This window comes from Streptomyces sp. TSRI0281 (assembly GCF_001905125.1).
GTDB lineage: Bacteria > Actinomycetota > Actinomycetes > Streptomycetales > Streptomycetaceae > Streptomyces.
Genome location: NZ_LWLE01000019.1, coordinates 41,324 through 53,763 on the forward strand (window position 1 = coordinate 41,324; position 12,440 = coordinate 53,763).

A 12,440-nucleotide genomic window follows, 5' to 3' on the forward strand; every position below is an offset into this window, starting at 1 on the left:
CCCGAACGAGTACTGCTGGACGCCGGCATCGCATCAAGCAGCCAGGAAGCAGGCAGTGCTTCTGTCGCCGTCCGACGCATTTTTGCCGTCCGACGTGTGTTGTCGACCGACGCGCGTGGTCGACCGTGAAGTGGCAGCCGCCGCTCGCCCGCCAACCGACGGGGCCGCTACCTCAGCCCTGAAGGTGCACATGCGGCCGCCGCCGAAGGAGAGCGCCGTGACCGGATCCGTCGACCGATTCGATGAGCCGGCGGACTGTCTCGTCGTCGGTCTTTGCATACGGTGCAATCAAGAGGGACTTGAGATCTGTCGACACAAACAGATCATTGAGGACCTCGCTTCTCCTTCGGCAGGGAACTTCGGTTGAGCAAGCTCGAAGGGTCTCGCTGTGCGGCAACGACCTCGTGCACGTTCAGCAGAAAGCGCTGGACTGTCGCCAGCTCCGTGTCGGAGAAGGTCCGCGTCGCAGCGACGATCTCTGTGATCAACGGCCCGAAGAACGACTGTCCGAGGGTGACCGCCCGTTCATCAACTTCGAGCAGCACACGCCGTCGGTCGCGGCCGTCCCGTGTGCGCCGCACATGGCCGAGCCTCTCAAGCCGGTCGACAAGGGCCGTGGTGCCCGCAGAGTTCAGGCCGAGCTGCTGCCCGAGCCAGCCGGGCGTCGCGAGCGTGTGCGTCCGAGCGGCGTCCAACAGACAGATCAGAGCGCGCAGGTCGGTTGGGTGCAGGCTGTTGCGTTGCGCGAACTCGGCTCCGAGCAGGTCCAGTTCGACGGTGACGGCGCGTAGCTGATGAACAATCCGCTGCCCGGGCACTCCTTCATCCATGCCGTTCCGTCCTTCCACGATCGATCCCGCACGCATAATATCTCGTTCGACGAGATACTCGGTCAGCGACCTACTTCTTTGAGGGCGTCCCATGGCAGCGGACCTGACTCGCTTTCTGGCGGCGCACGACGCCGTCCTGAACCAATGGCCCGTGCCCGTCGACCGGATGGACCTGACGTCGGCGTACGGCACAACGCGGGTCACGGCATGCGGCCCCGTGGACGGGGAGCTATTGGTGCTCCTGCACGGTGGCGGCATCACTTCGGCAGTGTGGTACGCCAACGTGGCCGACCTGAGCCGCACCCGGCGCGTCTACGCCGTCGACCGGATCGGCGAGGCCGGCCGCAGCCTGCGCGGGGACCTCCGCGTCCGGACCACCGACGACCTTCTCGACTGGCTGGACGGCGTACTCGACGGCTTGGGCACGGGGCGCGCCGACCTGTGCGGGCACTCCTATGGCGGATGGATCGCCCTCGCCTATGCTCTGCGCACACCGCAGCGGATCCGCAGGCTCACGCTCCTCGATCCCACCCAGTGCTTCGCCGGATACAGGGCCGGGTACCTGCTACGCGCTCTTCCCATGCTCATCCGGCCCACCGCCCAACGGGCCCGCGCGTTCCTCGCCTGGGAAACGGATGGCGCGGAAGTCGACCCCGCGTGGCTGGACCTGTACGGGCTCGCCGCCGATTTCCCGCGTACGAAGGTCGTCGTGGGCAAACGCCCCAGGCCCCGGCAACTGCGGGGCTCGACGGTCCCCACGCTGGTACTGCTGGCCCAGGACAGCAGGGCACATGACGTTCGGCGCGTCGAGGCAGCGGCGCGGCTGCACCTGCCGCACGTCCAGACCGCGGTACTCCCAGGTGTCTCGCACCACAGCATCCCGTTCACCCGGGCCACAGCACTCAACAGCATGGTCCTGGACTTCCTCGGCAAACCGTGAACCGGGATGGGGAGCCACATCATTCCAGAACGGGCCCATCTACTGGTCGGTGGGAAGCGGCGCGCACCCCGTGGTGAACCACTTCTTCGCCGCCTGGCAGCGCAACGGCCGGGAAGCCGGGCCGCTCGGATATCCAACGTCGGATGAGATCGTCAACTCCGACAACATCGGTCGGCGCCAGGACTTTCAGGGCGGCACCCGGTGTCGCCGTGGGGCTGCGGAACGAAGGCTCGCCCGGAAAGATCGAATCTACCTGCATCCGATACGCGCAGGAGGCTCGGATCGTGCCCGAGCCGGACCCGATCGATCTCACCAACCCGAACGGGATCGACCTCATCGCACTGCGGCACCTCTGACCTGAACGGTACGTCCGCCCCGGACGTTCTGGCGCACCACTTCGCGTACAACTGTCGTCCTCACATGCTCCTTTGGCTGGAGGAGGCGGCACGCTGTCAGCGGCCTCGAACACTGCCAGTACAGGCGCTGTCAGTGCTCCATCGGGGCCCGTGCGGCGTGCGCATCGTCATAGTCTGGCTGAATGCCCTTCGCAATCATTTTCCAGCGATTACGGCTGTGGCCGGTCGCTCTTCTAAGGCGCGTATTGAGTCGTGATCAATTGGTTCGTGTGAGGTCCTTGATCCAGATCATGGAGGCACGGAGATGGAGGCCGGCGAGGTAGCTTTCGGGTGTCTTGTCGTAGCGGGTGGCGATGCCCCGCCAGGCTTTCAGTCTCTTGATCAGGCGTTCGACGGTGTTCCTCTCTTTGTAGAGGTCGGTGACGTGGCTGACGGGCCGGCCGCCCCGGGCTGCCTTTCCTCTTCCGGTTGGCAGCCTGGTCCTTCTTCTCCGGGATGACGGCCTTGATCTGGCGTTTGCGCAGGTAGGCACGGTTGCCGCGGGAGGAGTACGCCTTGTCCCCGGCGACCGCGTCCGGCCGGGTCCGGGGACGGCCGGACCGGGCCACGGACCCGGATCTTCTTGAGCACGGGGATGAACTGGGGGCTGTCGGCGGCTGTCCCGCGGTCAGGACGATCGCGAGCGGGCGGCACTTGCGGTCGGCTGCGAGGTGGACCTTGCTGGTCTGCCCGCCCCGCGAGCGCCCGAGCAGGGCGGCCTTCAGCCGGAGTTTGTGTCGGCGTCGGTTACGTCGCCGCTCTTCGTGGGCGGGACCACGGTCGGCGGATCGCCCGGCTTGTCCTTCCGCCCCGCCCCCTTTTGCCGGGCCTTCTCCTCCTCGGCGGCGGCTCTTTCCAGGGCGGTCAGGACGCTCTCGTCCAGGTGCATCCCGGCAGCATCGTGGTGGGCCCGGGCGGTGGTGGAGTCCACGCTGACCAGGGACACGTCCGCCTCGCCCCGCCTCGCGGCTTCGGCGATCAGACCCTCCAACAGGGCCTCGAAGACCCCGCCGTCACGCCACTGCCGGAAGCGGTTGTGGACGGTCGGCCAGGGACCGAACTCAGCCGGCATCTCCCGCCACTGCCCGCCTGTCCTGAACTTCCAGATCACGCCCTCGAACTGCTGCCGCAGCCGCTCGGGATACGGGCCGTACCCGCCGACCGGCAGGTACGGCCCAATGAACTCCCACTCCACGTCCGCCAGTTGCACTTGCGTCATACAAGAAGGTCTACCGGTCCAAGCGTCGCCACGACGGCGAATCCCGCAGATTGATCACGACTACATACGCGCCCTAGCCCCGCGCCAGACCTGTATCCGGCTCTGCAGGACGCAATCACGGGGCTGTACGCGGTGCCGTACGACACCATGGTCGAGGTCTGCGCCACCCGGTTGCTCCTCGGCCGGTGGGTCCCCCCGGCAACGGCGCGCCGCACCGGGCCGGTGAACCCGCCCTCCACCGTAAAGAACTCCTCGACGGTGGAGGCACGGTGTGGGAGCCGGGGACGAAGCGTAGGAGCCGCCCCCGCCCGTCCCGTGACGGCGGGCACGGCGAAGGCAGCGCATGGGCGAGGAGTTCGCCGACATCGCCGGCCAGGAGCACGTTACTCGCGTCAGGAGGCGCTGCCCGGGGCATCCGGTCGCGTCCACTCGCCGGCCAGGCCCGCAACTTGTCCAGGCTGTGGCCCCTGGAGATGCATTGCCGCTGATGAGTTCTGGCGGTGCTGGAATCTTCACATCGAGATCCTTGGACCCAGGAGGCCGGGGGGAAGGGCGTGTCGTGACTGCGGTGTCTCCCCGTGGCCCCATTCCCGTCGATCACGAACGTTTCTTTGCGGCGTTGTATTACGTTTTGGGCGTTAAGAGACTTGAGAAAGCTGCTCGGAGGCTGCTGTGAGTGTCATCCGTCGTCCGGCGATGCGCGTGGTCGTGGTCCTGCCGTATGCGCTGATCGTTCTCGTCATCGTGGTGGATGTCCTCGCGGGGTCTGCCATTCTGCTGTCGCTGCTGGCGGCCCCGGCCGCGCTCGCCTCCGCCACCGGCCGCCCTCGCTCCGTACTCTTCGTGGGCGTTCTGGCGTTTGCCGTGTGCGTCGGAGCATTCTTGGCGGACGAGGGGGTCACCGCGGAGCGAGGGGCGGTGGCGCTGAGTGCGGTCGCGCTCGTCGCGCTGGCCGCCGCGTACGCCAGCGAAGTCCGGCTGAGAGCCGAGCGTCGGCTGGTGAGCGTCCAGACAGTCGCCGACGCGGCCCAGAACGTGATCCTGAGACAGGTGCCCCGGCGCAGCGGCCATTTCGAACTCGCCGTCTCCTACATCTCCGCGACCGTCGGCGCCCGCATCGGCGGCGACCTCTACGAGGCGCTGCCCCACCCCGGGGGCCTGCGCATCATCGTCGGCGACGTCCAGGGCAAAGGCCTCACGGCGGTCGGGTCCGCCGTCACGGTCCTGACCGCCTTCCGTGCGGCCGCACCGGCCGACGACTCCCTCCAGGAGGTGGCCGAACACATCGAGGAAGCACTGGGGCGCCGTGAACAGGGCGAGGAGTTCGTCACCGCGGTGCTGGCCGATTGCACCGAGCGGGGGGACGTGACCCTCCTGAGCTTCGGCCATCCGGCGCCTCTGGTGCACCGGGCCGACGGCACCGTCCTGACGGCGGAACCGGAAGTCCCGGGGCCGCCTCTGGGCCTGCCTGGAGGACTCGCCGCTCTGCACGAAAACGGACCGGGCAGATACGCGCTCCGGTTGGAGCCCGGGGACCGGATGCTCTTCTATACCGACGGCACTACCGAGGCACGCAATGCCGAAGGCGACTTCTTCCCCCTGCCGGACCACGCGGACCTGCTCGGCGAACCGGACCTCGCGGACGCTCTTGCGGGGCTGCGGGACCAACTGGCCGCCCATGTCCAGGGACCGCTCGACGACGACGCGGCCATGCTGCTGCTCCGGTTCGCCGGTCCACCGGACGGGACCTGAGAGACCCGGGACGCTGAGCTGCGCGGGCACGGACACGTGTGCGTGCCCCTGCCGGTCACCCGGTCCGAGGGCGACCGGGCGCAGTAGTGGGCGGCCGAGAAGGGGATGGCGGTCTCCGCTCGCGTCGCCGCGCGCGGAGCAGGAGGGGGTCGGCAGCAGTCGTGGCCGAAGCCATGAAGCTCCCAGCACTCCTCGGAGTACACGGTCTGCTTCTCGGGCGTATGCCGGGCCACTGGCTGTAGCGACAAGTGCGGCAGCCACCTACGCCAGCCCGTATTCGGCCGTTGGGGTGGGGAAACGATTCCGCGACCGGACGGATGCGCGTCATGAGGGCATTTCGGGCCCACCGGCGGGCGCACGCGGTAGTTGTGGCGGATGGACGATCCCTTTGCCTTATGCCCAGTACGGACAGGCGCAGCTCCGTCGGACGATTCGCGCCGCTCCGATGGCCAGGAAACCGGTCCGGTTCGGACAGCTGCCTCGCCGAAGGCCGCAACGGCTGACGCCCGGTCAGTACCGTGGCAGCCGGGCTGAGGAGGCGCGGCCCCGCTCGATCAGCTCGACGGCCTGACGCTGCCGCGGGAAGCTGCGCATGTGCTGGAGCATGCGGGCCAGCGCACGGCCGACCTCGTTGGAGCCGACGACATGCGGGTAGTGGTCGAGGAAGATGTGCCAGTGCGTGCAGGCCGCTTCGAGCTGGCCGTCGGCCACCAGCGCCTCCGCGAGGCGGGCCTGGGTGAGAGCGTAGGGGCGGTGTTGGCCCGGGTCTCGGTGCAGGACTGAGGACTGGAAGGCGAGTACAGCCTCGCCCGGACGTTGCAGTACTTGCAGCGTCCGGGCGCGTCTGTACTCGATGCCCGCCTCCGGGTAGGCGGTGAACGCGCCACCGTGGCCGTCTGCCCGGCCATGGGCGTCGGCGCTGTCCACGAGGTCGGCCATCGCGCCTTTCCCGTTGTGCCGTGCGGCATGCGTGTGGCCGCGCTGGGCGAGGACGAAAGCCAGGACTGCCGGATCGTTTCGCCCCGCGCACTCGACAGCGGAGTCGGCAAGGCAGTGTGCCTGATGGATATGGCCGAGGCCGAGGGCCTGGACGCTCATGGCGCGCAGAGTGATCGCATAGGCGGCCCGGTTCCCGGCCTCGCGGGCCAATTCCAGGGCAAGGCGGTAGTATCGGTCGGCCAGACCGTGATGCCCACTGTCGGCCGTCATGAAGGCCAGCAGGTGGACCAGCCGGGCACAGTGGTTCAGTATGTGGGGATTGACGTTCTCCCCTGCCGGAACCGATGTCAGCCGGGCCGCGTTGTCCGCCAGGTAGGCCGCCAGGGCCGAGCGGATGTAGGCACCGCCGTGAGCGCTGACCAGGCCGGCGAAGAGCTGCACCATGGTATTCAGGAACTCCTGGTCCGCCGACGCGTGCAGTTCCCCGCCCGGCCCGGGATGAAACGGGTCCGGTCTCCATACCGGCGGCGGAACCAGCAAGTAGGAGATGCCGACGAGGGCCGCCCGTTGATTCGGGTCGGCGTCCTGGCCGCACAACGCGATGAGCACGGGAAGTCCACCGCCGCCTTCCCGCCCGGTACCGGGCGGCAGACGACCGGAACCCGGCAGGCGGTCAGGATGGGTGAGCCCGGCGTCCTCGGCCGAAATCAAACGGCCGGCCCGGAGGCTGAGCGCCTGGGCGACCAGGTCGGGCACCGGTCCACGGGGCCGGGAGCCCCTGAGCCAGTGCGCCACGGACGTACGGTCGTAGCGCAGCCGCAGCCCCCGAGCCTCCCCCAGCGCGTTCACCGCACGGGCCAGATCCGCGGCACTCCAGGATGTGGCTTCAAGAAGGACAGCGAGCTTCTCGTTGGCAACGCCACGCGGCATAACCATGTCCCCTTCCGCTCCCACCACGCGGCGGGTACGCGCATGTCGCGGGTCCAGAACTGATGCCCGCCACGCCGCTCTGTACGCGCACCGGCCGAATCTGCGGTCAGGGGCGTCCGTTCCTCGCAGGGTGATTCCGAACATGCCGTCAGCGTTGAAGTACACGCTCTTCCGGTGGCGGGTGCCGCGGGTGGGTGACCAGTCATGTCACACCATCGTTGCGAGCATCCGGCTTTGGTCCGGGGTCAGTTGCTCACTGTCTGCGGCCGTCATCATCTCCTGGCTGGTGCGGTCTGATCCTGGGAATCTTCCCGTTGCCTTGTGGAAAGGCTTCTTCGATCTCGTCGGCACCGTGGGCGCGGCACAGTCGCCGCAGGGGTGCCGCAACGACGTACCAGACTGCCGGGTACGGGCTGTCGTAGTCGTGCCCGAGGTTGAACCGGTCCCGCACCGCATCAAGCCCTTCCGGGGCTGCCCCGGTGTGAAGCGATTCCGGTCCTGTCCGGCGGAAGGGCGCCCCCGCCGGAACTCACCAGCCGGTCCGCCGTCACCCACCACGGCCGTCCCTCCATGCCACCTCCTCATCACGCCTGTCGGCCCACCCCGGAAGAACACCGAAAGCACGGAACTTGGCCAGCAGGAGGACGCGTTCGCTTCGGCTGCGACCAGTTTCGGCGCATTCTCCGGCATGTGGGTTGAGCATTCAGGCGATGTGGGGCCCTCCCCGTCCGTCGGTGGTCGCGACGAGGTAGTAGCAGGTGTTGCTGAGGGAGTACGAGCCGTCGCCACAGCGGTAGGGCGCGATCGATTCGGCGATGGCTTCGGCTACGTGGCTCTGCCCGGAGTGGCTGATCGCCTGTGCTGCCGGGCCGGTCGACAGGAGGCCGCGCAGTGCGGTGCCCAGATCGGGGTATTCCCAGGGGCAGTGCACCTTGCGCCATGCGGACGGGGTCAGTCCGGCCCTGGTCATGAGGGCTCCGGGTGCGTCGAGGTCGGTGGGGTCGAGGGAGGTTGGCCGGCCTGGCGGTCCTTGCGGCATCAGTGAGCCGAGGTCGAGCAAGTAGGTGATGGCATCGCATTCAGAGGGCGGACCCCACGTCGCGATCACGATGCTGCCGCCCGGGCGGGTGACCCGTATGGCCTCCGCGACGGTGGCTGCGGGGTCGGTGGCGAAGTGGAGACTGTTGAAGGCGGTCACGACGTTGAAGGCGTCGTCGGGGAACGGAAGGTACTGCATATCACCGACACGGAACAGGCCGGCGGGGTTCCGCTTCCGGGCGATCTCGATCAGTGCGACGGAGGCATCCAGCCCGCTGACCCTCGCGCCCAGGCAACTGGCCATGCCCACGAAGTCGCCTGCGCCACAGCCGACGTCCAGCAGCGTCCTGCCCTGCCAGGTACCCAGTTCACCGAGGACGGTGCGACAGACCGGCCGGATGGTCGGCTCCTGGACGTCGGCCCAGTCACGGGCGCGAGCTCCCCAGAGCGCGCCCTCCTGTTCCGCAGGCTTCATCGTCCTTCCGTCGCCGCGTTCGCCGGTCGGGCTCACCCGCCGGCGATCGCGGTGAAGAACTCGATACAGTCGTCCTCGGACAGCGGCATGTCGCCGTCGGGCCGATTGACGATCTCGCTGTTGAGGCACACGCGGTGCGCTTGACGCAGCTGTCCCCTGTTGTCCAGCAGGAGTCTCTTCAATTCCGGGAATTTCGAGGTCAGCTCGTTGAGCGCATCGCTCAGCGTGGTGGCCGTGATCGACACCGTGCGCTGATGGTCGGCTGCCCGAAAGAGCATTCCGTTGAATTCGAAAGTCATGGACGTCTCCGTTCTTCTCGTGTCATGAGGCCGGCACACGGATCGGGCCAAGGTCTGTGGAGCCAACTGCTTCTTGGACCGTCGGCGTGCAAGCCCGGGTCCAGGACCCGCGCGCCGCCGCGACGTCCTGCCGCCGGTGATCGGGGTCCCGGTGTTCCGATCGCGCTTTTCCTCGCCATCTGCACGGCCGTGGGCCTCCCTGCCGTCAGGCTGAGGCCCATCGGGCGGTGCGACGGGACTCCGGGTTTGTCCTTACAGCGCCGAGTGCGGCTTGTCGGCTGGCGGTTTGCCCGCGCGTGCCGCCACTCCCGCCCCCAGATTGACTTCGAGGATGTCCTGGGTTCCCGCGAGCAGAGAGAGTCCGGAGAAGTCGCGCATGTACCTTCCCAGGTCCGGAGTCCCGTAGAAACCGTGGCCACCCAGCAGGACCTGGGCCCGGTCGAGCACGAACCGGACCTGCTCCACGGCGAAATACTTGGCTGCCGCGACCACCGGATCGAATACCTGCTCCGCTCGGCCGGCCGCGACGCGCCCAAGTGCGTGATAGAGCACGGCCCGAGCCGTCTCGACCGCCACGTACATGCGCCCGAGGGATGCCTCGACGTTCTTCAGCCCGGCGAGAGGTTCGCCGTAGCGGTCGATGGCGGCCAGCCGTGTCGCGCAGTCCTCCAGGACCGCCTGGGCTCGGCCGAGCGGCGCACACGCGGCCCACAGCCGCTGGTAGCTGAGGAAGCGCTGAGCGTGCGTCAGCCCGTCGGTCGCCACGAGTATGCGGTCGGCCGGCAGCGGAACCTCTTCGAAGGTGATCGAGGCCGCGCCGGCCGTCCGCATGGCAACGGGCTCGGCGGCCGTCACTGTGACGCCGGGATCATCGCGCTGCACCATGCAGGCCTGCATGTCCCCGGCCTCGTCCAGCGCGTAGGTGAGGAACACTTCGCTGATCAGCGCGCCGGTCACATAGGTCTTGTGGCCGGACAGGACGTAGTCGTCGCCTCTACGGCGCAGCAGGGTGCGAAACGAGAAGGCGTCGACATCCTCTGTGTACGCGATACCCGCACCTGACCGGCCCTGGGCGAGCGGAACCGCATACGTCTCGATCAGGTCGGCGCGGCCCGACGCGCACACGAGCCTCGCGATATCGATCTGATGATTGATGATCAGCGGAAGTGCGGAATCCGCACAGAGATATCCGATCTGTTCGAGCACCATCCCCCAGGTCAGGGCGTCGGCGTTCTCCCCGCCCACGTCTCGCGGCAGCGAGAGCGACAGCAGCCCGGTGGAACCCGCCAGAGCCATCAGATCGCTCGGCGGTGGGAGCCTCGCCTCATCCCGGTCGACCACGGTCCTGCCGACCTCGGCCAGCAGGACCCCCCAGCGGTTACGGACGAATCCGGCCACCTCGTCACGACGGTCCATGACATCAACCATGCACATGCCTCCCTCGACGAACCCACTCCAACGCCGGCAACAGGCTCCATCGGCGGAGACGACCAGCCGCATGCCCACGCTGAGGGCAATAGCTGTAGCCAGGACGGATCCCGATGGCGGGGTGCTGGCTGATTGCCGCCCCCAGGTGGGCACCTCACCATTAAGCACCCGCTTCACGGGAGCGGGAACGGGGCCCGCACGACCGAGGCATGCACGCGTTGAACGCTTGTGAACATGTGCGTCCTCTACGGCGAGAGACAGAGGCTCTGGCGTACAACACCCGCCCATGGCCCCGGGCCCGGAGCAATGCCGCAGGTCATGGGGGAAACACAGAAACGGTGTTTCCCCAGCTGCCAACCGGCACATCACGTTCGGGTACCGCGGCGGCCAGGAAATGCAGCCGTTGAAGGGGATGGGACGAGCACCCCGGGTGGCGGCCCGCTCATAGCGCCTGCACGTCCCGTGGCCCTCAGCACGCGGGTCCCGATTGGCCGGTAGTCACAGCCGCTACGACCGTGACTGCCCTTGGAGAACCATGCGTTTGCGAACCTCAGCGGGCGACAGGACGTTCGTCTCCCGGTACAGACCGGTACGGATGGCGGTCCCGCTGGTCGGCAGCCCCCCGACGAAGCCGGCGTACCTTTTGCGCCACATCTTTCGCCCGCCCTCCAGGTCGGGGTCGCCGAGCTCCGGTTCCTCGCGGAGGCTCGTGATCCTGAGCTGCCGGAGAGCACGCGCCGCGGCCCTGTGAGCCCCCTGGTGCTCCAAGGCCTTCTGCGCCGCGAGCTCGGTGTGAGGTTTCGGGGCACGCCCTGACCCGTAACTGAGCAGCCGTCATGGCCGACACCACCACCGCTGTCCGGTCCGTCGTACGGGGCGAATCCCCCACCGCGCACGCTGTCGAGCCCGGCCCCATCGGCGCCGCCGACCTCGTAGGACTCCGGGCCGCACTCGATGCATCTTCGACAGTGACGGTCCCCGTGGCGTACTGCGGCGCGAGAACCTCACCTTCCGCACCACCCGGACCACATGGGCGGCCCGCCGCACCTGACTCCCCGTCCGGCGACTATATGTTCGCCGTCGCGGATCTCGTGATCATCAACAAGATCGACCTGCTCCCGTACGTCGACTTCGACGGCGACCAGTGCGAGAAGTACGCCCGGTCCATCAATCCGGACCTACAGGTGCTGAAGGTCTCGGCCACCACAGGAGAGGGGATGACGGACTGGTACGACTGGTTGGGCGAGCGGTACTGACGCCCTGCCGGCCGCCCCGGTGGTGCTTCAGCGGCGCCGAGGTGATGTCGCCCTTGGTCCGTGGCTGTGCCTGTCGGTTGCGGGGCAGCCGGGGGCGGCGGCCGGTCGCTGACCCCGGGTACCGCGGACCGGAAAGATGAGTACGACGGCTCACGCCCCGGCGGCGCCCGCCACCGACGATGAAGAGCAACATCATCATCGAGACCGGGGACCACACATGCTCAGCCGCATAGCCGACATCCTGGCGCCGGGCGTCGGGCGACTGTCGGTCACCACCGACTCCGGCACCGAACTCACGCCGGGCAGCATCATCGCCGTGAACCACACCTCACTCGCCGACCCCGCCGTCGTGCTCGCCGCCCTGTACCGCCTCGGCATCGAGCCGGTCGTCATGGCGGCTGCGGGGCTGTGGCGCATCCCGTTGCTCGGCCGCACCCTCGCCCGTGAAGGGCACATCCCGGTGTTCCGCGGAGACCGGCGAGCCGCGACCGCGCTCGACCTGGCGGCCGGGGCGCTCGACCGTGGCCGGCTGATCCTCATCTACGCCGAAGGCGGCCTGCCCCGCCGCAAGGACGCCGCGGAGGCGGCCCCCGGTGCCTTCCACAGCGGCCTGGCCCGGCTCGCCGAACGCACCGGCGCCCCCGTCGTACCCGTGGGCCAGGCCGGCGCCCGCCGGGTGACCTCGGGGAGCGTGGCGAAGCAACTCGCCGGCCTGGCCACAGCGCCGCTGCGCCGACCGGGCCTGCACGTCCATGTAGGCGTACCGCTGGAACTGACGGGCGACCGCGCCGTGTGCACTGCGCGCGCCCGCACCGCGGTGACCACAGCGTGGCGTACGGCCGCAGCCCGCCTCGGTGAACCCGCCGCGCTCACCGCGGATCTGTCGTAGCGGGCCGGCCGGCGACGGGACCGGCCGCAGCGGGCCGCTCATCGCGGGAA

At 68.5% G+C, this 12,440-nt stretch carries 12 protein-coding genes; 5 read left to right on the top strand and 7 right to left on the bottom strand.

Annotated elements, in window-relative coordinates; all coding sequences use genetic code 11:
- Positions 1-323: 323 nt before the first annotated feature.
- A complete protein-coding gene (locus A6A29_RS24025) occupies positions 324-830 on the bottom strand; it encodes a MarR family transcriptional regulator (protein ID WP_073722760.1) in 507 nt (168 codons plus the stop codon).
- A gap of 91 nt (positions 831-921) precedes the next feature.
- Between A6A29_RS24025 and A6A29_RS24030 the strand changes: the two genes are divergently transcribed.
- Together A6A29_RS24030 and A6A29_RS24040 are read left to right on the top strand one after the other, a co-directional pair.
- Positions 922-1,770: an alpha/beta fold hydrolase gene (locus A6A29_RS24030; protein WP_073722698.1), complete on the top strand. Its 849-nt coding sequence runs from the start codon at positions 922-924 to the stop codon at positions 1,768-1,770.
- The gene (locus A6A29_RS24040; protein WP_274535829.1) at positions 1,691-2,131 is read left to right on the top strand and encodes an LGFP repeat-containing protein; all 441 of its coding nucleotides are present in this window, start codon (positions 1,691-1,693) and stop codon (positions 2,129-2,131) included. The genes A6A29_RS24030 and A6A29_RS24040 overlap by 80 nt, the downstream gene beginning before the upstream one ends.
- A gap of 228 nt (positions 2,132-2,359) precedes the next feature.
- Here the strand turns inward: A6A29_RS24040 and A6A29_RS48190 are convergent, their stop codons facing one another.
- Both A6A29_RS48190 and A6A29_RS48195 read right to left on the bottom strand, forming a co-directional pair.
- Entirely contained in the window at positions 2,360-2,890 is a 531-nt protein-coding gene (locus tag A6A29_RS48190) for a transposase (protein WP_443333362.1), read from the bottom strand.
- The gene (locus A6A29_RS48195) at positions 2,887-3,384 is read right to left on the bottom strand and encodes a transposase (protein WP_443333361.1); all 498 of its coding nucleotides are present in this window, start codon (positions 3,382-3,384) and stop codon (positions 2,887-2,889) included. Before A6A29_RS48195 ends, A6A29_RS48190 begins: the two co-directional genes overlap by 4 nt.
- 672 nt (positions 3,385-4,056) lie before the next feature.
- Between A6A29_RS48195 and A6A29_RS24055 the strand changes: the two genes are divergently transcribed.
- Positions 4,057-5,136, top strand: a complete 1,080-nt coding sequence (locus A6A29_RS24055) for a PP2C family protein-serine/threonine phosphatase (RefSeq protein WP_073722702.1) — start codon at positions 4,057-4,059, stop codon at positions 5,134-5,136.
- A gap of 510 nt (positions 5,137-5,646) precedes the next feature.
- Here the strand turns inward: A6A29_RS24055 and A6A29_RS24060 are convergent.
- The 4 genes from A6A29_RS24060 to A6A29_RS24075 all read right to left on the bottom strand — a co-directional run bounded on the left by A6A29_RS24060 (position 5,647) and on the right by A6A29_RS24075 (position 10,245).
- Entirely contained in the window at positions 5,647-7,005 is a 1,359-nt protein-coding gene (locus A6A29_RS24060) for a tetratricopeptide repeat protein (RefSeq protein ID WP_073722704.1), read from the bottom strand.
- Between the two features lie 703 nt (positions 7,006-7,708).
- Positions 7,709-8,518 carry a class I SAM-dependent methyltransferase gene (locus tag A6A29_RS24065; protein WP_073722706.1) on the bottom strand — a complete coding sequence of 270 codons (810 nt, stop codon included), beginning with the start codon at positions 8,516-8,518 and terminating at the stop codon, positions 7,709-7,711.
- Positions 8,519-8,550: 32 nt separating this feature from the next.
- Complete coding sequence (locus A6A29_RS24070) at positions 8,551-8,817, bottom strand: MoaD/ThiS family protein (RefSeq protein WP_073722708.1); 267 nt, start codon at positions 8,815-8,817, stop codon at positions 8,551-8,553.
- Between the two features lie 252 nt (positions 8,818-9,069).
- Positions 9,070-10,245: an acyl-CoA dehydrogenase family protein gene (locus tag A6A29_RS24075; protein WP_073722710.1), complete on the bottom strand. Its 1,176-nt coding sequence runs from the start codon at positions 10,243-10,245 to the stop codon at positions 9,070-9,072.
- 836 nt (positions 10,246-11,081) lie between these two features.
- Between A6A29_RS24075 and A6A29_RS45910 the strand changes: the two genes are divergently transcribed.
- A complete protein-coding gene (locus tag A6A29_RS45910; protein WP_079182986.1) occupies positions 11,082-11,501 on the top strand; it encodes a GTP-binding protein in 420 nt (139 codons plus the stop codon).
- Positions 11,502-11,718: 217 nt separating this feature from the next.
- Positions 11,719-12,390, top strand: a complete 672-nt coding sequence (locus A6A29_RS24090; RefSeq protein WP_073722716.1) for a lysophospholipid acyltransferase family protein — start codon at positions 11,719-11,721, stop codon at positions 12,388-12,390.
- Positions 12,391-12,440: the final 50 nt, after the last annotated feature.

Excerpts from the sequence above, each read along its gene's own strand:
- A6A29_RS24025 (WP_073722760.1), bottom strand. The coding sequence starts at position 830 with ATGGATGAAGGAGTGCCCGGGCAGCGGATTGTTCATCAGCTACGCGCC.
- A6A29_RS24030 (WP_073722698.1), top strand. The coding sequence starts at position 922 with ATGGCAGCGGACCTGACTCGCTTTCTGGCGGCGCACGACGCCGTCCTG.
- A6A29_RS48195 (WP_443333361.1), bottom strand. The coding sequence starts at position 3,384 with ATGACGCAAGTGCAACTGGCGGACGTGGAGTGGGAGTTCATTGGGCCG.
- A6A29_RS24060 (WP_073722704.1), bottom strand. The coding sequence starts at position 7,005 with ATGCCGCGTGGCGTTGCCAACGAGAAGCTCGCTGTCCTTCTTGAAGCC.
- A6A29_RS24065 (WP_073722706.1), bottom strand. The coding sequence starts at position 8,518 with ATGAAGCCTGCGGAACAGGAGGGCGCGCTCTGGGGAGCTCGCGCCCGT.
- A6A29_RS24070 (WP_073722708.1), bottom strand. The coding sequence starts at position 8,817 with ATGACTTTCGAATTCAACGGAATGCTCTTTCGGGCAGCCGACCATCAG.
- A6A29_RS24075 (WP_073722710.1), bottom strand. The coding sequence starts at position 10,245 with ATGGTTGATGTCATGGACCGTCGTGACGAGGTGGCCGGATTCGTCCGT.
- A6A29_RS45910 (WP_079182986.1), top strand. The coding sequence starts at position 11,082 with ATGGCCGACACCACCACCGCTGTCCGGTCCGTCGTACGGGGCGAATCC.
- A6A29_RS24090 (WP_073722716.1), top strand. The coding sequence starts at position 11,719 with ATGCTCAGCCGCATAGCCGACATCCTGGCGCCGGGCGTCGGGCGACTG.